Origin of the sequence: Streptomyces xylophagus (assembly GCF_000716435.1) — a bacterium.
Classification (GTDB): Bacteria; Actinomycetota; Actinomycetes; order Streptomycetales; family Streptomycetaceae; genus Streptomyces; species Streptomyces xylophagus.
Window position 1 is genome coordinate 552,110 of record NZ_JNWO01000002.1, and the last position, 24,625, is coordinate 576,734.

The 24,625-nt window shown below is 70.8% G+C and carries 18 protein-coding genes; 9 read left to right on the forward strand and 9 right to left on the reverse strand.

Translation table 11 applies throughout. The features are described from left to right. Positions 1-9 precede the first annotated feature (9 nt). Positions 10-957, reverse strand: a complete 948-nt coding sequence (locus OO70_RS05970) for an alpha/beta hydrolase (protein ID WP_043664910.1) — start codon at positions 955-957, stop codon at positions 10-12. A 181-nt stretch (positions 958-1,138) separates the two neighbouring features. On the opposite strand from OO70_RS05970, the gene OO70_RS05975 reads away from it, so the two are divergent. Next, positions 1,139-2,071 (forward strand): LacI family DNA-binding transcriptional regulator, encoded by a 933-nt coding sequence (locus tag OO70_RS05975; protein ID WP_043664912.1) that lies wholly within the window; start codon positions 1,139-1,141, stop codon positions 2,069-2,071. 22 nt (positions 2,072-2,093) lie between these two features. Here OO70_RS05975 and OO70_RS05980 read toward each other — a convergent pair whose 3' ends face one another. The 3 genes from OO70_RS05980 to OO70_RS05990 all read right to left on the reverse strand — a co-directional run bounded on the left by OO70_RS05980 (position 2,094) and on the right by OO70_RS05990 (position 3,735). After that, positions 2,094-2,462, reverse strand: coding sequence for a roadblock/LC7 domain-containing protein (locus tag OO70_RS05980; protein ID WP_043664915.1), 369 nt, complete (start codon positions 2,460-2,462; stop codon positions 2,094-2,096). Between the two features lie 86 nt (positions 2,463-2,548). Next, on the reverse strand, positions 2,549-3,388 hold the full coding sequence (locus OO70_RS05985) for a hypothetical protein (protein WP_043664916.1): 840 nt from the start codon (positions 3,386-3,388) through the stop codon (positions 2,549-2,551). Next, complete coding sequence (locus OO70_RS05990) at positions 3,385-3,735, reverse strand: hypothetical protein (RefSeq protein WP_051740725.1); 351 nt, start codon at positions 3,733-3,735, stop codon at positions 3,385-3,387. The genes OO70_RS05985 and OO70_RS05990 overlap by 4 nt, the downstream gene beginning before the upstream one ends. Positions 3,736-3,899: 164 nt before the next feature. Between OO70_RS05990 and OO70_RS05995 the strand changes: the two genes are divergently transcribed. Further along, entirely contained in the window at positions 3,900-4,265 is a 366-nt protein-coding gene (locus OO70_RS05995; protein WP_043664919.1) for a hypothetical protein, read from the forward strand. Between the two features lie 176 nt (positions 4,266-4,441). Here OO70_RS05995 and OO70_RS06000 read toward each other — a convergent pair whose 3' ends face one another. Both OO70_RS06000 and OO70_RS06005 read right to left on the reverse strand, forming a co-directional pair. Further along, entirely contained in the window at positions 4,442-6,082 is a 1,641-nt protein-coding gene (locus OO70_RS06000) for a CocE/NonD family hydrolase (RefSeq protein ID WP_043664921.1), read from the reverse strand. Between the two features lie 62 nt (positions 6,083-6,144). After that, positions 6,145-6,786, reverse strand: coding sequence for a helix-turn-helix transcriptional regulator (locus OO70_RS06005; protein WP_043664924.1), 642 nt, complete (start codon positions 6,784-6,786; stop codon positions 6,145-6,147). A 377-nt stretch (positions 6,787-7,163) separates the two neighbouring features. On the opposite strand from OO70_RS06005, the gene OO70_RS06010 reads away from it, so the two are divergent. Further along, positions 7,164-8,099, forward strand: coding sequence for a hypothetical protein (locus OO70_RS06010; protein ID WP_043664926.1), 936 nt, complete (start codon positions 7,164-7,166; stop codon positions 8,097-8,099). Positions 8,100-8,107: 8 nt separating this feature from the next. On the opposite strand, the gene OO70_RS06015 is transcribed toward OO70_RS06010, so the two are convergent. Further along, on the reverse strand, positions 8,108-10,951 hold the full coding sequence (locus OO70_RS06015; protein WP_051740727.1) for a helix-turn-helix transcriptional regulator: 2,844 nt from the start codon (positions 10,949-10,951) through the stop codon (positions 8,108-8,110). Between the two features lie 192 nt (positions 10,952-11,143). Between OO70_RS06015 and OO70_RS06020 the strand changes: the two genes are divergently transcribed. Then, entirely contained in the window at positions 11,144-14,011 is a 2,868-nt protein-coding gene (locus OO70_RS06020) for an AAA family ATPase (RefSeq protein ID WP_234336735.1), read from the forward strand. Between the two features lie 55 nt (positions 14,012-14,066). On the opposite strand, the gene OO70_RS06025 is transcribed toward OO70_RS06020, so the two are convergent. Both OO70_RS06025 and OO70_RS06030 read right to left on the reverse strand, forming a co-directional pair. Beyond that, on the reverse strand, positions 14,067-17,267 hold the full coding sequence (locus tag OO70_RS06025; RefSeq protein WP_043664927.1) for an alpha-L-rhamnosidase: 3,201 nt from the start codon (positions 17,265-17,267) through the stop codon (positions 14,067-14,069). Positions 17,268-17,443: 176 nt separating this feature from the next. Then, on the reverse strand, positions 17,444-19,318 hold the full coding sequence (locus tag OO70_RS06030) for a transglycosylase domain-containing protein (protein WP_234336736.1): 1,875 nt from the start codon (positions 19,316-19,318) through the stop codon (positions 17,444-17,446). Positions 19,319-19,621: 303 nt separating this feature from the next. Here OO70_RS06030 and OO70_RS06035 point away from each other — a divergent pair, with 303 nt between their 5' ends. The 5 genes from OO70_RS06035 to OO70_RS06055 all read left to right on the forward strand — a co-directional run bounded on the left by OO70_RS06035 (position 19,622) and on the right by OO70_RS06055 (position 24,621). Continuing rightward, entirely contained in the window at positions 19,622-20,383 is a 762-nt protein-coding gene (locus tag OO70_RS06035; protein WP_078651259.1) for a response regulator transcription factor, read from the forward strand. 173 nt (positions 20,384-20,556) lie between these two features. Then, positions 20,557-22,092 carry a sensor histidine kinase gene (locus OO70_RS06040; RefSeq protein ID WP_234336739.1) on the forward strand — a complete coding sequence of 512 codons (1,536 nt, stop codon included), beginning with the start codon at positions 20,557-20,559 and terminating at the stop codon, positions 22,090-22,092. Continuing rightward, on the forward strand, positions 22,092-22,649 hold the full coding sequence (locus OO70_RS06045; protein WP_043664930.1) for a hypothetical protein: 558 nt from the start codon (positions 22,092-22,094) through the stop codon (positions 22,647-22,649). Before OO70_RS06040 ends, OO70_RS06045 begins: the two co-directional genes overlap by 1 nt. A 123-nt stretch (positions 22,650-22,772) precedes the next feature. Continuing rightward, a complete protein-coding gene (gene dacB / locus OO70_RS06050; RefSeq protein ID WP_234336744.1) occupies positions 22,773-24,047 on the forward strand; it encodes a D-alanyl-D-alanine carboxypeptidase/D-alanyl-D-alanine endopeptidase in 1,275 nt (424 codons plus the stop codon). Positions 24,048-24,114: 67 nt separating this feature from the next. Further along, complete coding sequence (locus tag OO70_RS06055; protein WP_043664936.1) at positions 24,115-24,621, forward strand: MarR family winged helix-turn-helix transcriptional regulator; 507 nt, start codon at positions 24,115-24,117, stop codon at positions 24,619-24,621. Positions 24,622-24,625: the final 4 nt, after the last annotated feature.

Below are 24,625 nucleotides of genomic sequence, written 5' to 3' on the forward strand. Positions count from 1 at the left end.
GCCGACGGCTCATGCCTCGCCGGGTGCCGTCGAGGCCGATCCGGTCACCCGTGCGCCCAGCCAGGCACGGCCGCGCGTCAGCAGCGCGCGGGCGATGCGTGTGTCGGGGGCCCAGGTCTCGAAGCCGTGGGGAGCGCCGGGGACGAGATCGAACGCGCAGTCCACGCCCGCGTCGCGCAGCCGGTCGGCGTAGGTGCGGCACTCGTCGGCGAACAGGTCGATGTCGCCGACGCCGATCCACGCCGCGGGCAGCCCGCTCAAGTCGGCGCGCCGGGACGCGACCGCGTGGTCCGGGGTCTTCGGGCCGCCGGGCCCGGTGCCGAGGTAGGCGTCCCAACCGGCCCTGTTCGCCCTGCTGTGCCACACCCGGTGCCGCACCCCGTCCAACTCGCGGCGCGCGGCCGTGCGGTCGTCGAGCATCGGGGCGAACAGCCACTGCGCGACCGGCTGGACCCCTCCGGCGTCGTACACCCGCTGCGCCAGGCAGGCGGCCAGACCCGCGCCCGCGCTGGCACCCCCGACGGCGACGCGCATCCGGTCGATCCCCAGGGAGCCGGCCGACTCCTGCAGCCATCGCCAGGCGGCGGAGACGTCGTCGAGCGCGGCCGGGAAGGGGTGTTCGGGGGCGAGCCGGTAGTTCGTCGAGACGACGACGATGCCGAGGTCGCGGGCTGTCGCCGAGCAGAAGGCGTTGTCCTGGACGACATCGCCGATGACGTACCCGCCGCCGTGCACCCACAGCAGTGCCGCCCCCGAGCCACCACCGGCAGGGGTGTACACGCGCATGCCCCGGCCCTCGTCCAGGACGCGGACGTCGACACCTTCGACCGGCTCGCCCGGCCCGTGCCGCACGACCAGGGCGTGCACCAGGCGCCGCCCCCATGTCCGACGTAGTGGCAGCCGTGGCATCCGCGCGACGGCGCGCCGCAGTTCAGGGTCGACCGCGTCGAGTCTCATGGGCGGCTCTCCTCGAATCCGGTCCGAAGCACGCATCTCGAAGCACGCATCCCACAGTAGGTAAATCGTATTACCTACTGTCTGCGGTACGGTATCCAGCGCATCCCGCACCGCACAAGCCCCAGATCAGACCCCACGCAGGAGGCCCGGGCGCCGGGCCCCCGTTCCGAGGAGCGAGCCAGTGAGCAGGTCCCCGCGCGCGACAGCCAAGGACGTCGCCCGGGCCAGCGGCGTCTCACAGACCACGGTGAGCTTCGTTCTCAACGGGGCGGCCGGGCACGTCTCCGAGGAGACACGGGAACGGGTACGGCAGGCCGCTCACGAACTCGGCTACGTCCCCAACGGCTCGGCGCAGGCGCTGCGCAAGGGGGCGTCCCGCATCGTCCTGCTCAACATCGAGGGAGCCCCCACCGGCAGCAGCCTCGGCAGCTACATCAAGGGCCTCGACGCCGAACTCGCCGTACACCAGCACGTGTTGCTGGTACTGCACGGCCACCTCTCCTCGCAGGCCCTGTCCGACGTGGCACAGGCCGTCTCTGCGCGGGCCGTGATCGACCTGGGCGACGCGGGCCGTGCGGACGACCTCGGCACCGACACCGAGACGTCCCTCGACGCCTTCTCCGCCCAGGCCGACGTACCGGTCCGCTATCTGGTCGACCGGGGCCACCGGCACCTCGCCACCGCCATGCCCGACACCCCGGAACTCCGGACTCTGGCCGGTCTCCGGGGCCGGCTGATCCGGCGGGCCACGCACGCCGCGGGGCTGCCCGACTGCCCCACGCTCGTCCTGCCCGGCAGCCTCGACACCGCCGAGGAGCGGCTACGGGCGTTCCGTACCGAACACCCTGACGTCACAGCCGTCCTCGCCTACAACGACGACCTCGCCCTCGTCACGCTCGCCGCGATGCGCCGCCTCGGACTACGGGCACCGGACGACCTCGCCGTCATCGGATTCGACGACACCCCGCACGGAGCGCTCTTCTCGCCCGCTCTCACCACCGTGCACATCGACGCGGAGGCCATCGGCCGCAGCGCAGCACGCGGCGCGCTGGGCCTGCCGGCGGCCGACACCGCCTCCGAACCGGCACAAGTGATCGTCCGGGAGTCCGCGTAGACGCCCATGCGCCCTATGTGTCCTATACGTCCTTGTCGAGGTGCCGGCGCAGCTGCGCCGTGACGGCGGGGATCTCACGGCGGAACGCCGCCTCGTCCAGGCCGTCGTCCGCCACGACGGCGAGCAGCGCCCGCTCTCCGACGGCCGTCACGATCACATGGCCCGTGCTGCACCGCGCACTGATCTCGCGCAGGTGCCCGGTGCCGCCCTGATCGGCGAGCCGGTGGCCGAGAGCGATGGTCGCCGCCGCCACCGCGGCCATGGATTCGGGGTGGGTCTTGTTCACGTCGCTGGCCACGACGAGCCCGTCGCTGGTGGCCAGCGTGGTCTCGGTGACTCCCATTACGTTGTCCCGCAGGGCGATGAGGAGGTCGGTCACGGGGTCGCTCATGGTGTCTTCTTCCTGTTGCGTGCAGGCGGAGGGACAACGAGGCAGGAGGGGAGCCCGGCCCGAACGAGGCCGGGGGCAGGCGGTGTTCAGTCGTGGGGCCGATGTGCCGGTGCGGAGTGCCGGCCGGGGAGGCGACGCGGGAGCGATGTGGAGTCGAGCGCGGAGGGTGCCGCGGCGGGGGGTGCGATGCGCGGTGCCGTGCTCGGCCGCTGCTCCGTGGAGGGTGTGTGCGGTCGGACGAGACCGCGGTCCAGCAGGAGTCGTAGGTCGATCATGACGGAGAAGAGGCCTCGGCCCAGAGTGAAGGCGATGTCCCGTGCCGTCCTGCGTCCGTCCGTGGTGGCCAGGACGTCCTGGTGTCGGGCGGGAAGCCTGCCGACGATTCCGGGGATGCGCGCGGTGGATGCCGTGCGCAGGCGGGTGCGGGCGAGGGCGGCGACCGAACCGGGTTCCCCGGCAAGGAGGTTGACGCGCCGGGACACTTCGCCGAGGAGTCGCTCGGGGGTGACGCCGGCGTTGCGGTACAGCGTGGGCACGGGGTCGGTCACCTCCCAGCTGTCGGGTACGGCGAGGGACAGTGCGAAGGCGGCGTCGAAGAGCGCGCTCAGGCTGATGACTTCCAGTTCGCCGGCGCCGACCAGCCCGCGGTGCACCAGTTCGGCGGCGAGGTGTTCGTGGGTGGTGTCGGCGGCGCGGACCGCCGACCATGCCTCTTCGCCGATTCGGCCCGACCTGAGCAGCAGGCCTTCGACACCGGGTGCGCCAGGGGTCTCCATGGCCACCACAAGGCCGTCGCGTACGTGGATCGCGCCACCCGGGGTGCCGGTGACGACCACGGTGCAGGAACGCTGTTGGGTCTGGAGGGCCACCAACAGGGCGGGAACATTGCGGGAGTCGGGAAGCGGTTCCTTGGTGCCTTCCGTCATGCCAGCAACTCGTCGGCGTGCCGGTTCAGTTCGCGCAGTGCCCAGGTGAGGTTGGTGCGTTCGCGGTCGACGGTCGCGCACAGCAGCAAGGGGTCGCCCTGCCGCGGGAGTTGGATCGTCACCAGATGCTGGGTGGAGGTCGTCACGATGACGTTCTCCAACTCGCCCGCCGCACCTGCCCGAGTGAGGCGGATACGGGCGATCTCCGCTATTTCGCAGGAGTCCTGACTGGCACTCACATCACCCAGTTCCGCATAGGAAAGGCCGGTGACGGCATCCAGCAGTGCGGCTCCGCTGATACCGGGCGTGGTCAGGGCGCGGCCCAGTGCGGCGTCGAGCGATGACAAAGGTCCCCCCTTCAGTCACTCTGCCGAGCAGACTACTTTATTTGCCAACTATCGCAACTCTGACCAAAGATGGTGTTGTCTGATACCCGCACGGTTCGCATTGGGACCGTATTCGTGGCGAGATCCCGTGTCTTGCCGGGTCGTGAGGGGAAACGAGGCACCACGTGAACATTGAGGCGACACTCAAGGAAGCGATGACTATCGACGGGGCCCTGGGGGTGTCCCTGGTCGACTACGAGAGCGGCATGACGCTGGGGGCGTTGGGCGGTGGGCCGCATCTGGACCTGGAGGTCGCGGGGGCGGGCAACACCGAGGTCGTGCGGGCGAAGCAGCGCACGCTGAAGTCCATCAACGTGGACGACCAGATCGAGGACATCCTGATCACCCTTGGTCGGCAGTACCACCTGATCAGGCCGCTGGTGAGTGCGCGCGGCTCGCTCTTCCTGTACCTGGCCCTGGATCGGGAGCGCAGCAATCTGGCGCTGGCGCGGCATAACCTCAAGCGCCTTGAGGCTGCGCTGGAGGTATAAACGCCGTGTGGCATATGACAATTGAGTAGTCGCGACGCCGGTTCGGTCTCGGTGCGGAAATGCGCGCCGAGACCGGCCGGGACTTGGTGATGCCGTATTCCGGGACATGGGGCTGCGGTTGAAACGGCAATAATTGTCTAGTCCACAAATGTCTAGTCCTCTTATCGCGGTTTCGCTCAACTAAGCCGTTTCGTGCGGACCGTTGAGCGGACCGGCAGGAGTACGGCGGACGGGCGTCCGGGGTCGTGGAACACTTCCTGGTCCGCCGCGCGGAGCGTCGTGGCGGTCGCCCTGGGTTCGCCGGTGCCGGGATTGCGGTTGTAGCGCGGGAACGCCCCGCTGGACACCTGCACCCGGATGCGGTGACTGCGCCGGAAGCGGTACGCCGTCGGCCACAGCCGTACCTTCGCGCAGGAGACCTGGTCGGCGTCGGTCAGACCGACCAGGCCGTCGCACACGTTCGTCGAGCGACCCTTGGCGTCCACGTCGCACAGCCGGACGAACACATCCGCATGCGGCAGGCTCGAGCGGAACCAGATCTCGGCGCCGACCTCACCGATCACCTCAACATCCGTGTCCAGTACGGCAGTTGTGTAGGTCAGCACGTCCGGCCGGGCTTCGAGCGCCGTGTTGTCGACGCGACCGCCCCTGACGCCGAGGGCCAGGCGCACCCCGCCGACGGCCGGGGTCGGTTCCGCCGGGTCGTAGTGGTAGCCGTCCGGCGCGGACTCGGCCGGTGTATCTGTGGAGAGGGTGCCGCCCGGGTGGAGATGGAAGCGCTGCGGGACGTAGCCGGGTGGCGGCCAGGACGGGAAGTCGCGCCAGCTCTCCTCACCCATGACGAACAGGCGGACCGGGGCACGCTCCGGTGGCTGCTCGCCGCGGGCGTGGGCCAGACCGAAGCCGAGGGCCTCGGCGGCTGCCGTGACGCCGACGCCCCTGGAGGTGTGCGACCAGGGGCCGACCGTCACCCGGGCCTGCCGCCCGGCCGCCTGCAGGGCCTGGTGGTCGCGGAGTTGACCGGGCAGGAAGATGTCGTACCAGCCACCGACCGAACTCACCGGTACGGCGATGTCGGCCACCCGGTCACTGTGGTCGAGCTCCGCCCAACGCGGCGAGTCGGCGTCGTGGGCCAGGATGTTCTGGATGTAGTCGGACCGGTGCCCCAGCGCGGCGACGTCGGCCTCGCCGAGCGGCAGCGTGGACATCGCGCGGCGGACCCGTCTCGCGCCCAGGAGTTGGCGCGGAATCGCCCATCGGCGTTCCTGGCCGGCGACCATGACGCCCCAGCCGAACGGCGTCTCCAGGGAGAACCCGTCCGCGCGGAGGAACTCCAGGGACAGCGCCGATTCCGACACCGCCGGGATCATCGCCCTTACCTGCGGCGGCAGTTGATCGGCGACCGCCCACTGCACGAAGCCGAGGTAGCTCATGCCGTACAGCACCATCGACTCGCCGAACCAGGGCTGCTTGATCACCCAGTCCACGGTGTCGAGACCATCCTCGCGCTCGTTCCGCAGGGGGTCGAAGGTGCCGCCCGAACCGAACGTCCCGCGTGTGCTCTGGATCAGCACCTGGAAGCCACGCTCCGCCAGCGGCCGGACCATCGGCCCCGCGGCCGCGCCCGCCCTGCCGTAGGGGATGCGCAGGAGCACGGTCGGCAGGCCGTCGCCGCCGGACTTCGGGGTCCAGCGGTCGGCCAGCAGGACGGTTCCGTCGCGCATCGGCACCCGTAGGTCGTGCGTGACGACCAGATCCCGGGTGAGCGGTGGAGGAAGGTGCAGCAGACGCTGAGTGAGGTGGCTGCCCAGGTTCATCGGTGTCCTCCGTCAACTCCGGTGCCGGAAGCCGATGTTACGGCGGGTGGTGCGACGGCGACTCAGATCAGTCCGGCCCGTATGGCGTACGAGACGGCATGGGCGCGATTGCGGGCCCGCATGCGCTTCATGGCGCCGTAGAGGATGTACCTCACCGTCCGCTCGGAATAGGAGAGTTCCGTCGCGATCTCGTCGCACTGTCTTCCCTCGGCGATCAGGCGCAGTACGGCCGCCTCGCGCGGGCTCAGCGAAGCGCGGTCACGGGAGGCGGCGAGGATCTGCTCCTTCTGCGCGGAGTCCCGTGACCGACGTGGGGGAGCGTGCCGGGCGGAGGGTTCGCTCCGGTCCTCGCCGGCCACCGCGCGCACCGTGCGGACGAAGACGTCGGGGCTGCAGAAGTCCCACCGCACGACGGCGCGGACGCCCCGGTGCCGCGCCGCCGACACGTCGGCCTGCCACTGGTTGCTCACCACCAGCAGAAAGCGCGCGTCCGGTTCGTCGCACAGGCCGGGGAGCAGGTCCAGGACGGAGGCGTCCGCCACGTCCACGGCGACCACGATCGCGTCGGCCTCCCGGATCCTGTCGTGCGGCACTTCACGGAGCCGGGGCTCCATGGCGACGAAGCCGGCCAGTCCGGCGCGGATGAGGGGAGCGGGCGCGTGGATCGCCACGCGCAGGGTCTCGCCGCGTACTTGCTGAGGCATGTGCTCCCACCTCGCACCTGGGGTCGTCCATGAGGTTCGGGAGGACGATGCTGTCACCGGGGACGTGCGCATTTCCGTGCCACGGGCCCGTCACCCGTCAACCGAGGGAAATCTGGCGCGAGTTGGCGAGCGACCCTGATCCAGGGGCGAACGTCACGACGGCCTCGGGCGGGAGATCCAACTCCCTGTACGGACCGGCAAGGTTGGCGGTTTCGCCTTTCACCGGACGAGGCGGGCGCGTGATCATTCCGTGGGAAGCGCGTTCTCACGCCCTTCGGATGCAGGCCCGCCTCTTCGTCGGCGTTCCCCGTCCACGGCCCGTGTCTTCAGAGGGCCGGTGACCGTCTCTGACAACTTCTAGCAACAAAGGTGGCCGCATGATCGCGTCCATTGCCCTGTGCGTGGTGCTCGGCCTGCTCCTGCTCGGCGCCGTGTTGTTCCGGCGCAGCCGCAACTCCTCCTCCGAGCAGGGCCGTTCGGTGCTGTCGGGCGCCGAACGGAAGGTGCTCGAAACCGTCGCGCTGGGCCTGCGGGCCGTGGCCGCGGGGCGTCCGGACGGCGGGCGACCGCTGCCGGAGGTGTACGCGGTCGTCCACTCGGGGAAGCGGCTGACGTTGCGGCTCGCCGAGGCGGACCTTCACGCACCGACGCCATGGACCGCGGACGTCTCCGGGAAGGAGTGGTCGGTGGACACGGCGAACCTGCGGCGCACCGGCAACGGGAGCGGCGGGCCCACCCATCCGTACTCCCTGACCGTCACCCTCGGCCTCCACAGGGGAGAAAGGACGCTCGTCGACCTCTCACGGCTGAGCGGCCCGATCGCTCTGACGGGAGACGACAACGACGTCCTGCGCATGGCGCAGGCGCTGATCTCCGAGCTGGTCTCGGGGCCGGTCGGGACCCTCGCGACCGTCGTCCTGGTGGGCTCGGCGGCCACTCCCTCGGTGACCGACGGACTGGGCGCGCGATCGCCCCGCCTGCACACCGCGGCCACCCGGGGCGAGGCACTGGCCGTCGGAGAGAACACGTCGTCCGGCGGCGGCCTGAGCCAGTCGGCCCTGCAGACCCTGTACATGGGCAGGGACCGCGGCGCGGCGAACGCTCGGACCCACGCCCGCCGGCTCTTCGTGGTGACCGCGGCCCAGTACCGCAACGAGAGGTGGGGCGAGACCCCGCTGCGCGGCACGGACGCGCTTCTGGTGCTCGGCTACATCCCCAGCCTGGAGTGGAACTTCCAGGTGAAGCCCGACGGCTCCCTGAACACCGGCCGACTCGGCGTACCCATCGACACCCACACCGCCCGCCTCGGCTGACCGGTCGGTCAGGGCCGGGCCGACGGCGTCCCTCGCACGGAACCCCCACCCGTGCGGGGCGCACCCTCCGGCACCAGGAGCCGGCGGGCGAGGCTCCCGTCCAGCCAGGCCGCGGCCAGTTCCACCCGGGAACGGCATCCGGTGCGATGGAAGAGCTGGGTGAGCCGCCGCTCCACGGTCTTCTCGCTCCACGCGAGCCGCGCCGCGATCTGCCGGTTGGTCGCCCCCTCGCTGACCATCGTGGTCAGCCTGACGTCCTCCTCGCCGAACTCGTCCCTGGCCGGACGCGTCCTCGGCAGTCCGAAGGTCATCCGCCGCGTCATATGGCCCAGCGTCGTACGGGTGGCCCGCCCGATTCCCAGCGACTTCGCGATCCGCGAGGCCTCGGTCAACCACTGCTCGGACTCGTCACCGATCTCCATCAGGCCCAGGCAGCAGAGCAGCCCCAGGTAGGCGTCGCCCCGTCGGCGCACCGAACGCAGGGCGGCCAGTGCGCTGTCCGTGTCGCCGTGCACCAGACCGCGGCCGAGGAGCATCGCCTCGCGCGTCGTGGGAGAGCCCACCACCTCGTGCAGCGCCTCCAGTTCGGCCAGGCCCTCCCGCATGGCCTGCGGCATGTCCGCCACCAGAGAGAAGGAGACATAGCGCAGCAACACCTTCTCGGTGCCCGCGAACAGACCGCTCCCGTGAGCCCGTCGTACGTCCCTGAGGGCCCCCTCCAGTGCCTCGTCCACTCGGCCCGACCAGTACCGCAGGCCCAGCCTGGCCCAGGCGACCAGAGGGTGGGGCACGGTGTCCGGGATCAGGTCCAGCCAGGTCCACGCGCGCCCCAACTCCCCGCGCACGCAATGGATCTCGGCCGCGAGCGCCCGGGCCGGCTGCGCTGCGCCCGCCGTCGTGCCGTGGGTCCGGCTGCCTGCCTCGAGCCGGCGGGCGGACACCAGGGCCTGGTCCCAGTCGCCTTCGAGGTAGTCGCGGACCATGGCGTGGTACCACGCGGCGGTGCTGTTCCCCGGCCCGGCGTAGCGGTCACCGAGCACGGCGGTCAGGGCACCGGCCAGGTCCGCGTGCACGACGGCGGTCCGCAGCCGGTCCAGGTCCGGTGTGCTGTTCGCGTCCGCCGGCCTGGTGTGCTGAGCGGCCGACAGTTCGGCGCGGCTGCCCGCGGCGGCGGCCAGCAGCCGTAGTTCGGGCGAGGACGGCAGCGGCCCGGACACCGTTCGGTGGTGGGCGGTCGACGGCCGGTGAGTCTCACCTTCCGCGCGGGACGGCACCGGACCGATCCCGAACGGACCGGCGAGCTCCGCGAATTGGGCTATGACGCGGACGTCGCACACCTGGATGTACGGCACCTGGTGCTCGTGCAGCGCCGCCAGCGCCCACACCTCGGCGACGAAGTCCAGGCAGTCCCGGTCCTGCTCGGCGGGCGACGCGGCCAGGTGGGCGAGCAGCGGTTCGCCCAGCGCGAGAGCGGCGGCATGGTCGGCGTGGCGCAGGCTCAACTCGGCGCACTCGCGCAGGACTCCGGGTGTGCGGTGGTCGTACGGAGTCAGGCGCCGCAGCGCCGAGGTGTAGGCGCGGACCGACCGGGGCCAGTCCGCCCTGGCGTCCGTACGGGCCGCCGCGAGCAGCACGTCCACCGCGAGGGCGTCGTCCAACTCGGCCCCGGCGGCGGCCACATGTTCGGCCAGCCGGGGGTAGCAGCTGCCCGCGGTCTCCGCGCCCAGCCGATCGGTCAATGACCTGGTGATCTTGGCGTGCAGCGACGACACGTCGTAGGGGGTCGGCAGTGCGCGCAGCGCCGCCGCGAGGGCCGGTACGGCGAACGCCATCCGGCCGTTCCCGTCCACGGTCAGAATCCCGTCCTTGACCAACGGGGTGAGCGAGCGGTCGACGAGGCCGGCCCGCCGTGGGCCACCCGGCTTCAGGCGCAGCAGATCGTCCAGCCGTACCTCGGCGTGTTCGACGATGCGGGCCACGGCCGCCGTTGCTTCCAGGCTGATGGTGTCCGGCGGTGAACCCGGTCGGCGGAATCGGCTCAGGTCCGTCATGCCGTCGCTGAGCCGTAGGGTCCGCTCCGGTTCGGTCAGGCAGACATGGCCGTCGAGTTCCAGGAAGTCGCCGTGCTCCTCCATCGCGTCGAGCACCGACAGCACGGCCTCGGGGGTGCCCGCCATCGGACCCAGCGCACCCAACACCGCTGTCACGAGGGCGGGTTCGACCGGGCGGCCGAGCCGCCGGACGACGAGGGCCTCGACGTCGGAGGGCCGCAGCGGCGGCAGTTCGAGGAGCCGGTCGGCAGCCGCCGTCAACGGCGAGGCTCCGTCGTCTCCGGGGCGGACGGGGCGGCCCGCCATCACCATCGGCACCCCGGCCGGGCGGAAGACGCGCAGCAGGAGGCCGAGGGCGGAGGCCGTCGGCTGCGGCATCTGTTCCACGTCGTCGACCACCACCGCGAAAGGGATGTGGGCCGCCGCGTCCGCGAGGATCTCGCTCAGCACGGACAACAACGCCAACTCGCCGTCCTGGCCGCTGCTTTGGAGCCGGATCCGGCGGACCGCGCCGACGCGCACCGGGCTGCGACGGTCGTGGAACTTGGCGAGCACCGAGTGGACGCCGTCGGCCAGGGCGGCCGCACCGGGCGGGCTCGCACCATCGTGACAGCGCAGCCGTAAGACCTTGGCGCCATCCTCGGTAGCTGCTCGCCGGGCTTGTTCCACGACGGCGGTCTTGCCCGTTCCCGGGCCTCCGACGATCAGGAGGGTGCGGGCCGAAGCGCCGGTCGACAGCAGAGTCTCCGTCACATCCCGGATCTCGCCGTCCCTGCCGATGACAGGTCCCAACTCCCGCACGTCCCCACCCCTTTCGGGTTCGGGGTGTGATCATAATGTGGCCGCGGGGCCGGAACCGAACATACGGCCGACCGGAGACGCCAGGAACACCCGATCCCGTCACCGCCCGCCCGGCACATGTCGTCGAAGAGAGCGCGGTGGAACATGGCTGTTCCCTCCGAGAACCCCTGGTTAGTGCGCTGCGGGAGTGCCGTGGGAGTGGGTCCCGCGAGCGACTTTCTGGTCGGCCGTGAACGGGAGTTGGGTGAGGTCCGCAGTTGGCTGACTGATGCGGGCGGGCCGCGCCTGGTGCTGGTCCGGGGTGAACTGGGCGTCGGGCGAACCGTGTTCGTGCACGAGGTCGCCGAACGGCTGCGCACTGAGGGGGCGTTCGTACGCGTCGTGGGGTGCGTACCGGGCGACGGCGCGCGGCCTTTTCTGCTGGCGCTGCGGCTGGTGATGGCGTTGGAGGAGCGCCGGTCTGCGGAGGCCGTGCGGGCAGCCGGGCAGCGTGACGAGGCGGTGATGCGTCGACTGCTGGGCGTCGCTCTGGCGCGGTCCGCGGTCGTGGTGGTGGACGATGCCCAGCACGCGGACGCCGATTCGCTGGCCCTGCTCGCCGGGACCGACTTCGCGGGGGTGTCGTCCGGTGTCCGGCTGCTGGCCTCGGCCGCAGGGCGCGGTGAGCGGGACGGGGCCGGAACGGGCCGGAGCACGTCCAGTTCCCGGAAGGGCGCGGAGGCGGCCGGGACCGTAGGACAACTGGCGGGCGTTCAGGGCGCCCGCACGATCGTGTTGTCCCGGCTCGCCCCGGACGAGACCACCGCTGTCCTCGCGCGGCGGTTGGGGGCGATCCCCGACACCGGTCTGGCCCGCCGGGTGCGGGACCTCACGTGCGGGCTGCCCGGCGCGGTCGACGCTCTGCTCACCGAGTGGGTGCGGCAAGGGGTGATCCGCGTGGCCGACGGTCACGCCTTCGTCGGGGTGCGGACGCCGACGCCGGTGCTGCGGGACGACGACCGGTTCATGAGGGCGTTGGACGCGCTGGGCGAGCCGTGCCGCACGGTGGCTGGGGCGCTGAGCATCCTGTGGCCTCTCGGCGTACGGGCCGTGGAGCTGATCGCGGAGTCGGCAGGGCTGTCCACCGACGCCGTCCGTGACGCCCTCCGTGACCTGAACGACGCCGAGATCGTCGAAGACCTCCCAAGCGTCGAGGGCACTCCCGCACAAGGCTGCGCGTTCGGCGTTCCGCTGGTGGCACATGCTCTCCGCGAGCGGCTCGGGCCGCTGGACCGCAGCCGGCTGTCCGCCATCGCGGTGGAGACACTGTGGGCGGATGCGGACGGAGTGGATGCCGCGTCCGGGGTGCAGCCGCCGACGACGGTCGGGCTCGACGAGGTCGACGCGGTGGCCTACCTGGCGGACCGGATCGCGGAGGCGGGGAGCCTCGTGGACCGGGACCGCGCGGTCACCGAGTTGACGGCCGCGGCGGAGCGCCTGCATCCCGACTCCGAGGGCAGGGGAATGCTCCGGTGGTGCCAAGCTGCCGGCCACCTCGTGGAGCGGCCCGCCGACCGGGTCCCGGCCCTGCACCGGTACGCCGTCGCCGCCTACTTCGCGGGCGACTTCCGGACCGCGCGGACCATCGCCGAGTCCATCCTGCGCAACCGCCCGGACATCCTCGGCCGACTGGAACTGCAGGAGACCGCCACGCTGTTCACGGTGGCGACGGCCGACGACCTGGACTGGCAGGCACTGTCCCGACTGGCCACGGAGGCGTGGTGGGACGAACTGTCGCTGCCCGTCCTGGCCACCACGACCGGCCGGGCCCTGGCCCTGTGCCTGCTGGCGAGATGGCGCGAGGCGCTGGACCTCCTGGCACGGACAGAACCCGTCTGGACCACCGATGTCCGCGCCCGCGCCAACCCCGCGTGCTTCCGCGACGCGGCGGAACTGGCGCTGGGCCGGCCGGAACGGTTCAGACGCTCACTGGCCATCCCGGAAGCGCCGCACATCGGTCCCGACCATGCGTACGCGCTGACCGTCGCCAAGTTCGACGAACTCCTCAACGGAGGGGACCTGCACGCCGCCGAAGCCCTCCTGGCCGCCCAGGGCCTGACACTCGACCTGCTGCCCCGCCCCAGCCTGTTCCTTCTGCGCCACCTCCGGGGCGAGTGGGACCAGGCCCTCGAGCCGACCCGCTGGATGCTGGCGAACAACCAGTTCCACACGCCGGCACTGGACAAGTACGTGATCCCCGCGCGGACCGCCGCGATCCTGCTCGCCCGGGGCCGCGTGACGAGCGCCCGCCGCGTGCTCGACGGTGTGCGTGTCGTGGGGGAGGGCCCACCGGAAACCTCACTGGACGCGGCCGAAGCAGCGCTGCTGCTGACCCTCGGCGATCCCACCGGCGCCGAGAAGTCGCTGCGGCGCGGCCTGGACGCGGCGGACGCGCACGGGCAGATCGCCGGTACCGACCAACTGTGGTTCTCCCTCACGGAGTTGCTCGCGGAAGCGGGACGCACGACCGAGGCGGTGACCTGCCTGGAACACCTGGAACGTGTCTCCGACCGGACGGGTTCCGGAAGGGCACGGCTGAGCTACCTCCTCGCATCTGCCCGGGTGCTACGGCAGGACAGTCCCGCCACCGCGGAGGGGCAGCTCCGGGAGGCCGTGGAACTGGCACGCTCGCGCAGCCAGCCGTACGAGACGGCGGTGACCCTCGTCGCCGCCGCCGAGGCGGGCGCCGCCCCACCCGCACTGCTGCGTGAGGCCTACGACCTGTTCGGGCAGAGCGGCGCGGCCCTGGACCGCTTCCACACCCGGACCGCCATGCGCACGGCCGGGATCACCGTCCCGGGCCGCAAACAGGCCACCGTCGAGAGCGAGCAACTGCTCGCCACGTTGATCGCCGAAGGACTGACCAACCGTCAGATCGCCACGGTGCTGCGGCTCACGGAGGACGCGGTCGCCAACCGCCTCTCCCGGCTGTTCGCACGCACCGGGCTGCGGTCCCGCACAGAAGTGGTCACGGCCGTACTCACCGGCCACCGCACGCGCGGGCTCGCCCCGGATGCGTAGATCCCGGTGGAGGCTGCCCGGGCCGGTGACGGCCCGGGCAGCCGCACCGCCCTGCTCAGGTGGTGAAGCGGTGCGTGCCGGAGCCGACCCGGAAGACAGCGCAGCCGTCCTCCTGGCGCAGGAACGTCCCGTGCGTGCGGGTCACCGTGTCGGGATCGGACGCGGGGATCCACACCTCGGCGGTCGTGTTGGGCGGCACCGTGCAGCTCAGCGAGAACCGGCCCGACCGCTCCCGCCAACGGGTCGCGACGGGGCCGTAGACCGAGGTGAACGTGGCGCGCGCGGTGGTGACGGCTCCGCCGGGACGGGGGCGGATGACGATCTCGCGGTAGCCGGGCCGGCCCGCCGAGATGCCGGCGATGTTCGTGTACATCCATTCCCCCACCGAGCCGTAGGCGTAGTGGTTGAAGGAGTTCATCCCCGCGTCCTGGAAGCTGCCGTCGGGACGGATGGAGTCCCAGCGTTCCCACATCGTGGTGGAGCCCCGGTCGATCTGGTAGCCCCAGCTGGGGAAGGAGCGCTGCTGGAGCAGGCGGTAGGCGACATCGGTGTGGCCCGTGGCGGTCAGGACGGGCAGCAGTCGGGGAGTGCCGAGGAAACCTGTCGACAGGTGCCAGTCCTTGGCCTCGATGAGTGCGACGAGCCGGTCGGCCGCGGGCTTCCGTGACGCGTCCGCCAGCAGGTCCATGGACAGCGCCAGGACGTAGGCCGTCTGCGTGTCGCCTCTGATACGGCCGTCGGAGGCGACGTAGGCGTCCTGGAAGGCCGTCCGTATCCGTCCGAAGAGATCGCGGTACGGGCCGGCGTCCGTGCCGAGTGCGTCGGCCATGCGGGCCGCGAGGTCGGCGGCGTGCGCGAAGTACGCGGTGGCGATGACGTCCTTGGGGGTCTCGTCGTCGACGTTCAGCCAGTCGCCGTACCCCTGCGCCGGGCGCAGCAGCTGGTTGCTGTTCCTCTCCAGGTACGTCAGCCAGGTCTGGACCGACGGCCAGGCGTCCGCGAGGACTTGGCGGTCGCCGTACGCCTGGTAGAGGGCCCACGGCACCGTGACACCCGCGTCGCCCCAGCCGGCCGTGCCGTTGCCGACCGTGCCGACCATCGGCGCCACATCGGTGAACGCGCCCTCCGCGGTCCGCGAGTCCCGCAGGTCGACGAGCCACTTGGACAGGAAGCGGGCCGACTCCATCGTGTACGCGGCCGTGGGCGCGAAGACGTTGATGTCTCCCGTCCACCCCAGGCGCTCGTCACGCGCGGGCGTGTCCGTCGGCACGGAGAGGAAGTTGCCGCGCTGACCCCAAGTGATGTTGTGGTGCAGCTGGTTGAGCATCGGCACGTCGGTCTCGAAGTCGAGGGTGAAGGGGGCGGACGTGTGCATGACGCGGCCGGTGACGGCCTTGGCGGTGGGAGTGCCCGGGAAGCCGGTCACCTCGACATAGCGGAACCCGTGGAAGGTGAAACGGGGTTCGTAGATCTCCTCCTTCCCGCCGCCCTTGAGGGTGTACGTGTCGGTCGCCGCCGCGGTCCGCAGGTTCGCGGTGTAGACGGTGCCGTCGGGGTTGAGCACCTCGGCGTGTCTGAGCCGGACGGTCGTGCCCGCGTCGCCCGACACGCGAAGCCGCACCGAACCGACCATGTTCTGGCCGAGGTCGAACACGTAGGTGCCGGGCCGGGGTTGGGTGATTCTCTCCGCTGTCAGCTCCCGCTCCACCCGCACCGGACCGTCCACCTGCGCGACGATCAGGCCGGGACCGACGTCACCGGCGGCGCGGACGCCGAGCCAGCCCGCGTCGTCGAAGCCGGGCGAGGCCCAGCCGGGGGTTTCCTTGCGCGCGTCGTACGTCTCGCCGTTCAGCAGATCGGCGGCGACGATCGGTCCGGCGGCGGCCCGCCAGTCGGTGTCCGACGCGATGCGCTCGCTCGTCCCGTCGGCGTACTCCACCTCCAACTGCGCGAGCAGCGCGGGGTGTTGGCCGTACTGACCCGGCCCGAACATGCCCACGTTGCCGGCGTACCAGCCGGGTGCCAGGTATGCCCCGATGGCGTTGGCGCCGGGCCGCAGGAGCGCGGTGACGTCGTACGTCTGGTACTGGACGCGCGTGCGGTAGTCCGTCCAGCCGGGGGAGAGTCGGTCGAGGCCGACCCGGCTTCCGTTGAGGTGTGCCTCGTAGAGTCCCAGTGCCGTGGTGGAGAGACGTGCGCGGGACAGCTTCTTGCGCGACAGCCGGAATGCGCGCCGGAGTTGGGTGACGGCGTACGACACCGGGACGACCCGCCCCCACGGTCCGCCGCCCCAGGCCGCCGCCACCCGGACCGCCGGCCAGCCTCCGTCGTCGAACCCCAACTCCCGCCAGCCGTCGGCCGGTTCCTGATCCGTGGTCTTCCAGGAACCGTCGGTGAACACCTTCTGCTCGCCGGAGGCGGTACGGACCACGAGGGCGGCAATGAGTCCCGCCGGGCCCACGGTCGCGTTGGTGGCGGCGACGGCGATAACGTTGTCACCACTCCGCACCCGGTCCAGTACGTCGATCACCGCCGGGCGTTTCCAGTCCTCGTTGTCCGTGTCGAGGTCGGTGTGGCCCACCTCGACCCCGTTCACGGAGACGGCGTACACGTTGTCGGCGGTGATGGCGAGCGTGGCGGAGGTGATCCCGTCGGGCAGTTGGGCAGTGGCGCGGAACCAACGGGTGGCCGCCGGAACGCTGTTCGTCGGATCGCCCTCGGGGAACCAGATCCAGGAACCGCCCTCGAAGGACGGCGCGTCCGCGAGGCCCACCGGTGCGGCGATCCAGTCGGCGCTCCACTGCGCGGCGCCCATCAGCCCGGTCTCCCACCACGAGGGCGCGCTCCAGCCGGAGACCCGGCCGTCGGAGTCCCACACACGTACGGACCAGTGGTAACGCGTCCGGGGCTCGAGTTCAGGACCTCCGTAGGACACGAGGACGGACTCGCCGGACGTGACCTTCCCGCTGTCCCAGATGTCCGGGTGGGACAGGCCCGACGCGGTCGTGGCGACGCGGATCTGATAGGCGCTCTGACGCGTGTCCACCCCGTCGGAGACCAACGGCCAGCTCAGGCGGGGGCGTTGCGCGTCGATCCCCAGCGGGTGCTGGACGTATTCCACGGTCGGCTCCGTCACGCGCAGGCCGGCGCTCTGCGCCTGTCTGGATGCCGGTGCGGCCATCGCCGGTACGCCGTCGACGGCCGCTGCCGCGACCGTGGTGACTGCGCCCGCGAGAATGTTCCTCCTGCTGATCACTACGACTCCTCACTCGCCCGAAAGGGGTGAATCGATTCACATTGGAGAGGCGTGGGTAACGTAGAGCCGCGTGGGGTGGGGGTCAATCGGTGTGCATTGGTTTTGTGACAGGGATATTTCGCGGTCGGTCCCGGCGAGTCCGGTGGGGGCAATGGGTGCGAGTGGATTGAACGGTTTCAATTACTGGCCGGATCACGCTCCGCGGGTTCCGTGCGGTTCAGGTCGAACTCGCCGGTGTGGCCCATGAAACGGGCCCAGATCCGCGGCGGAAAGATGTTGCCGCGGAGGGAGTCGGCGCCGCCCACGTCCTTGAGGGAGAGGAGTTGGGCCTGGCCGGGCTTGTTGCGGAAGAGGGTGATCGCGGTGGACAGGTCCTTGGTGTAGCCCACGAACCAGGCCGACTTGGTGAGGTCGTCGGCGCCTGTGGCGACGGACGCGGCGCCAGGGGCGACGGACTGGGTGCCGTTCTCGAAGGCCACGCCCTGCAGCACCTTGTCGACGATCGCGGCCACCCCCGGACTGAACGCGGCGCGCGAGTCCGGGTGTTCGAGACCGCCGACCGGCTCGCCGTGCCTGAGGATTCGGGTCACCGAGTACGGATCGTTCTGCCGGCCGCTGTTGGCGAAGGTCGCGTAGGCGTCGGCCGTGCGGATGGCGCTGGGTGTCGAGGTGCCGATCGGGAAGGTCTGCTCCAGCGGGGCCATGCTGCTCTTCAGCAGCCCGGCGTCGACGGCCGCGTTTCGGATCGCCACCCAGCCTATGGACTTGCCCAGTTGGACGAAGGGTGCGTGGGCCGAGGTCACCAGAGCGCTCTGCATGTCCGAGATCTCGGGCGGAGGCGTGTACGCCGACCGGCGGACGGGATGGGCGCGCCGCTGGTCGTCGATGAGGGCGGCGAGCGCGAAGGTTTTGAACACCGACCCGGCCGGGACGCCCGAGGTGTCCGCGTTGTCGGTGAAGTGCCGGGTGGCGTCCGAGCCGCCGTAGAGCGCGAGTACGGCGCCGTCCCGGGGCCGGATCGTGGCGGCGCCGATCTGGACATCGCGGTCGGTGGGGCGGTTCTTCGGGTCGAGGCCCTTGCCGGTGACGTCCTTGACGGCCTGCTCCAGCCGCCGCACCTTGTCCTTCTCGAAGGTGGTGTGGATCCGGTAGCCGCCGCGCGCGAGGTCCTTGGCGGCCAGTCCGGTGCGCTTGGTGATGTAGGCGTTGGTGACATTGACGAGATAGCCGATCTGGCCGGCCATGCTCGTCGACACTGATTCCTTCTTGGGCTCCGGGAACGTTCGGTACTTGTTCCGCTCCGCCGGGGTCATCAGCCCGTTCGCGACTTCGCGGTCCAGGGTCCAGCTCCAACGTGCCACCGCACGGGCGTGGTTGGCGGCGCTGAGTGATGGGTCGTACTGTTCCGCGCCCTTGAGCGTCGAGGCCAGCAGTGCGGCCCGGCTCGGGTCGAGGTCCTTGGCCGGAATGCCGTAGTACGCGTAGGCCGCGGCCTGGATCCCGTATGCCTGGCGGCCGAACCAGCTGCTGTTCAGATAGCCCTGGAGGATCAGGTCCTTGCTCTTGGTCCGGCTCACCTTCAAGGAGATGAAGAACTCCTTGACCTTGCGGGTGTAGGTCTGGTCCTGCGACAGATAGGTGTTCTTCACATACTGCTGGGTGATGGTCGAACCGCCTTGCACATCTTCGCCCTTGGCCATGTTGACGACCGCGCGCAACTCGCCCGTGAACGAGACGCCGGGATCGCTGTAGAAGCTCGCGTTCTCCGCCGCTACCACCGCGTTCCGCATCGAGGCGGGTATCTGGGACAGCGGCACGATCTGCCGGTTCACCGCCCCCACGGCCGTCATCTGGCTGCCGTCGGCCCAGTAGTAGACGTTGGCCTCCTGCCGCGCCGCCGCGTTCTCGTCCGGTATGGACACCTGCGAGTACACGTAGGCGAAGAGGCCGGACAGGCTGCCGACGAACAGCAGAAAACCGCCGAGCAGCAGCCGCCACGACGGCAGCCAGCGGCGGAGGCCTCTTCGGCCGCGGCGCGGGTAGTCGATCAAGCGCCTGCGGTGGGAGCTCGCGGCACGGTGGGTCCGCGCCGGGGGAGAGGACGGTTCCTGCGACGAAGGGCTGCGCATCGAGAGGGACTCCTGGGTCACTGCCAACTGGCGACTGCCGAAAGGGCGTTGTGAGGTGACCGAGGCTGGAGGAGCCATGTGATCGGACCTGGATCGGAAAGTCACGAGACCGTAACGGCCCCTCGGTAGGCGGCGCGTGCCCCGCGGCCGGTCACGACAGTGGTAAATCGGCCATGATCATGTGATCGACCATCAAGAGCGTTCCGTGTACGGATACTTGTGCGCATGCCATGCGTCCTGTTGATCGAAGACGACCGCGCGGTGCGTGAAGGTGTCCAACTCGCGCTGCGCCGTCAGGGGCATGACGTCGTCGCCGTCGGGACCGGCGAGGACGGGCTCGGCAGGTTGCTCTCCCACGGGGCGGACGTCGTGGTCCTCGACCTGATGCTGCCCGGCATGTCGGGGCTGGAGGTCTGCCGCCGGATCCGCGCCGGCGACAACCAGGTCCCGATCATCATGGCTACCGCCCGGGGCGACGATGTGGACATCGTGGTCGGGCTCGAAGCGGGAGCCGACGACTATGTCGTCAAGCCCGTTCAGGCCCGGGTCCTCGAAGCCCGTATCCGTGCGCTCCTGCGGCGCGTCGGCGCATCGCCCGACGGGGGTCTGCCGAAGATCGAGATCCACGGCGAACTGGCCATCGACCGGGCCGCGTTGACCGTCAGCAGCAAGGGTGTGCCGGTCGCGCTCGCCCCGTCCGAACTGCGGCTCCTGCTGACCCTGTCCGGCTCGCCGGGCCAGGTCTTCAGCCGGCAGCAACTGCTCGAAGCGGTCTGGGAGCACAACTTCCACGCGGACGCACGGCTGGTGGACGCCTGTGTCAAACGGCTGCGCACCAAGATGGGCGAATCCCCTGGGCAGCCGCGCTACATCCACACCGTGCGCGGGTTCGGCTACCGGTTCAAGGAGACCGCGCAGGAGCCCGCCGGGCCGGGTCGGCCGGATGTGAGCCTGCCCGGCCGGTACGACCTGCCCGGGCCGCGGTGAGGAACCTGCTGAAGTCCCCCACGAAGCGGCCGGAGGCGCCGGACGCGGCCGGGCACGCGACTCCTGAGGCGGCGCGGCCCCCGGCGCGACACGGGTCGCGGTCGCGGTCGCCGAAGGGTGAACCCGCGCAGGGCCGGACGGGCAACGCGGCGAGCGATTCCGGGAAGGCCCCGATGAGGGGCGCCCGTGCGATGGCCCGGGTGCGGGGACTGTCACGGCTGCGCGGTGTGCGCGTCCGGCTGGTGCTGGCTTTCGCCCTGGTGACGGCCGTCGCCACCCTCTCCACCGGCGCCCTGACCTTCCGGGAGGCGCGTACCGGGGTGCTTCAGCAGAGCCAGGACGCGGTGATCCGGCAGTTCCGCGATCACGTGAACAACGTCGTGGCCGACTACCGGCTTCCCCTGAGTCCCGCCCAACTGCAGTCGTTCGCCGATGACGTGGCCAAGTCCGAACCCGCCCAGAGCTGGCGGGTCCTGGCGGCCTATCGCGGTCTGAGCGCCACGTCCACGCCCAAGGATCCGTTCGCCGAGTTGACCCAAGACATGCGGACGGCCGTGGCCACCCACTCCTCCGCGCTCTTCCAGCGGGTGACGGTCCACGGTCGCCCCGCACTCGTCGTCGGCCTGCCGGTCCCCTTCGAGGACTCACGGCGGACCGCGACTGAAAGGTCCGGTCTGTCCGTCTTTTTGACGGTCCCTCAGATTGCCGAACAGCGCTCCATCGACGCCCTGGTCGGCGCCGTCGAGCGGGCCACCGTACCCGCACTGGTCCTGGCCGTTCTGCTCGCCCTCCTCGCCGCCCGCGGTGTGCTGCGTCCGGTGCGTGCGCTGCGCGACGCCACCCGCAGCATCGCCGAGGGACACCTGGACACCCGGCTCACCGTCGAGGGCTCCGACGAACTCGCCGATCTCTCCCACACGTTCAACGAGACCGCCGCCGCACTGGAGGAGTCGGTCGCCGAACTGCGCCGGATGGAGACCCGTGCCCGCCGCTTCGCCGCCGACGTCTCCCACGAACTGCGCACTCCGCTGGCCGCCATGTCGGCGGTCACCGACGTCCTCGACGAGGACGCGGCCCACCTCGATCCGGACACGGCCACCGCCGTACGGCTGATCAGCGAGGAAACCGTCAAACTGGCCCGCCTGGTGGACGACCTGATGGAGATGTCCCGCTTCGACGCGGGCGCGGCCACGCTGCACCTGGACGACATCGACCTCGCCGAATCCGTCCGCAGCACCCTCGCCACCCGCGCCTGGCTGGGGACCGTGCACACCCAACTGCCCCCGCCCGGTGCACTGCGCGGCCGTCTCGACCCCCGCCGGCTCGACGTCATCGTCGCCAACCTCGTCGCCAACGCGCTGCGCCACGGCGCGCCACCCGTACATCTGCGGTTGTTCGGCTACGACCGCCCGGGCGCCGGGCCGTGGGCGGTCATCGAGGTACTGGACAGCGGTCCCGGAATCCCCGACGACGTCCTGCCCCTGATCTTCGACCGCTTCTACAAGACCGACACCGCCCGCACCAGAACCGAGGGCAGCGGCCTCGGACTCGCCATCACCACCGAGAACGTCCGCCTCCACCACGGCACCGTCCACGCCGCGAACCACCCGGGGGGCGGCGCCCTCTTCACCGTGGAACTGCCCCTGTCGCAGAACGAGTTGGCCCCGGACCCCTCCGAAACCCCGGCGGAAGGCGGCCAGTTGCCGTGATGTCCACGACCGCCCGCTGCCGGCTCGCCGCGCTGCTGCTTCCGGCCGGACTGCTGCTGACCGCCTGCGGGGTCCCCGCCAGCGGCGTGGTGCCCGCCGGAGACTCCGCGACCGGGATCGGGCAGAACACGATGCTCTACTTCGTCCGTCGCGACGCCCTGATCGCCCTGCCCGACAACAGCGGTCCGAGCACCGATCTCAAAGCCGCACTCGCCTACCGGACCCAGGACGCCGACCCGGTGCGGTTCGACGTCGAGCTGGCCGTGTGGCTGCTGGCCGACGGTCCGGGCGACGCGTATCGGGCCAAGGGTGTGTCCAGCGACTTTCCGGCGAACCAGCAGGCGAGACCGCACATCGGCACAACGGGCAGCGCGGTGACGGTCGAACTGCCGCCGTGGCCCCGGCCGTTGAGCGATCTCGCGACCCGCCAGCTGCTCTGCACAGCGGCCGACGCCTTCCTCACCGCCAGCCCGGACACCGAACCGGCGGAGTTGACGGTCAAGGTGCCCGGGCATGCCGTGTGGCACGCCGACGCCTTCGACAAGACCTGCTCCTGACGGTGCCTCATGGGCGCGGGGCGCGGTTACAGAACCGAGACGAAACGAACCAGGGGCGGTCTTGAGTCGCTGGTCACATGGTCGCCGTACGAGACGGATCAGCAAGGCGAAGGAGAGAACGCCGTGGGTAGGCATGCGCTGCCGCGTGGCAGGAACGGGAAGTTCGGCAGGAGCGGTCAGCGGGTGGCCGTGATCGCGGTTCCGGTGGTGGCCGCGATGACGATGACCGCCACCTCCGCCTCGGCGGCGAGCGCGCTGACGCCGGCAGACAAGGCGATGGCCGGGAAGCTGAACCAGCGGGTGGGCGTCGCCCACCTGGGCAGCAATGTGGTGGGTGAGGTCCGGGACGTCGTCTCGGGGCAGACGGTGTGGTCCAAGAACCCCACGAAAGGGGTGATGCCCGCGTCCACCAACAAACTGGCGACCGCGGTCGCCGCGCTCACCGTGCTGGGTCCCAATCACACCGTGCAGACCAAGGCCGTCTACCGTTCCGGCACGGTGTATCTGGTCGGCGGCGGCGACCAGCAGCTCAGCTCCGCCGACCTGAAGAGCCTCGCCACCGCGGCCGCCAAGGTCCTGAAGGCCCAGGGCCACCGCTCGGTGCGGCTGATGTTCGACGACCACCTCTTCGCCGCCCCCAGTCTCGCCACCGGCTGGAACAGCGGCTACTACCCGGACACCGTCGCTCCGGTCCGCGCCCTGCGGATCGAGGGGAACAACACCCAGGACACCGCGCTCACCGCCACCAAGTACTTCGCCCAACAGCTCACCGCCCAAGGCGTCACGGTGGGCACACCCGCGCGCGCCACGACACCGTCGGGCACCACGGTGGTGGCCACCCACACGTCCAAGCCGCTGTCGACGACCGTCGAGTACATGCTCAAGCACAGCGACAACGACATCGCCGAGGGCCTGCTGCGGCTCACCGCGCTCGGCCAGGGCCGGGCCGCCACCTTCGCGGGCGGCGCCGCCGCGGTGCACGCCGTGCTCGTGCAGTACGGCGTACCGCTCACCGGCGTGAAGGAGTACGACGGCAGCGGCCTGTCCCGCAGCGACCGGATGACCGCCGACGCGCTCTCCGCCATCGCCGGACTCGCCGTCGACACCCGCTACCAGGCCAAGCTGTGGCCGATCCTGAAGGGCCTGCCGGTCGCGGGCGTCGACGGCACCCTCAGTACGTCCTACGGCCGCTTCACCACCGCTCCCGCCTCCTGCGCCGTGGGAAAGGTCGATGCGAAGACCGGCACCCTGAGCGATGTGTCCGCGCTGGCCGGGGTCGCCAAGGGACAGGACGGCCGCTGGAAGAGTTTCGTGTTCGTCGAGAACGGCACAGCGCCCACCGCCACCGTCACCCACGGCCTGGACGGTCTCGCCGCCACGGTCGAGGGCTGCTGGTAGCGGACGGTTCGAAGACCGGCCCGAAGGGCGGTTTGAAGACTCAAACGGGTGGATCTAGAGTGCGACCATGACCACGACGCCACGCTGGCTGGATGCCGAGGAACGGCGAGCCTGGCTCGCCTACGTCGAGTTCTCCACCCTCCTCTCCGACCACCTCAACCGTCAGCTGCGGCGCGACGCGGGGATGACGCACGCCGACTACATCCTGTTGGCCCACCTGTCCTCGATTCCACAGGGCACCCTGACCATGTCGGAGCTGGCCGAGCGTCTCAAGATCACCCGCAGTCGGCTGACGCACGCCGTGACCCGCCTCCAGGAGGCCGGCTACCTGGACCGCTACGAGGACCCCGCGAACCGGCGCAGCCAACTCGCCGCACTCACCGCGCAGGGCCGCGAGTTCCTGGAGCGCGCGGCCCCCGGCCACGTCGAGGCCGTACGCCACGCGGTCTTCGACGTGCTGACGCCCGAGCAGGTGCGCCAGTTCGCGGAGATCGGCGAGGCCATCAACGCCGCGCTCCATCGCGAGGAGGAATCCGGCGACGACCAGGAGGCGCTGCCCTGGCGTCGACGCTAGGGCA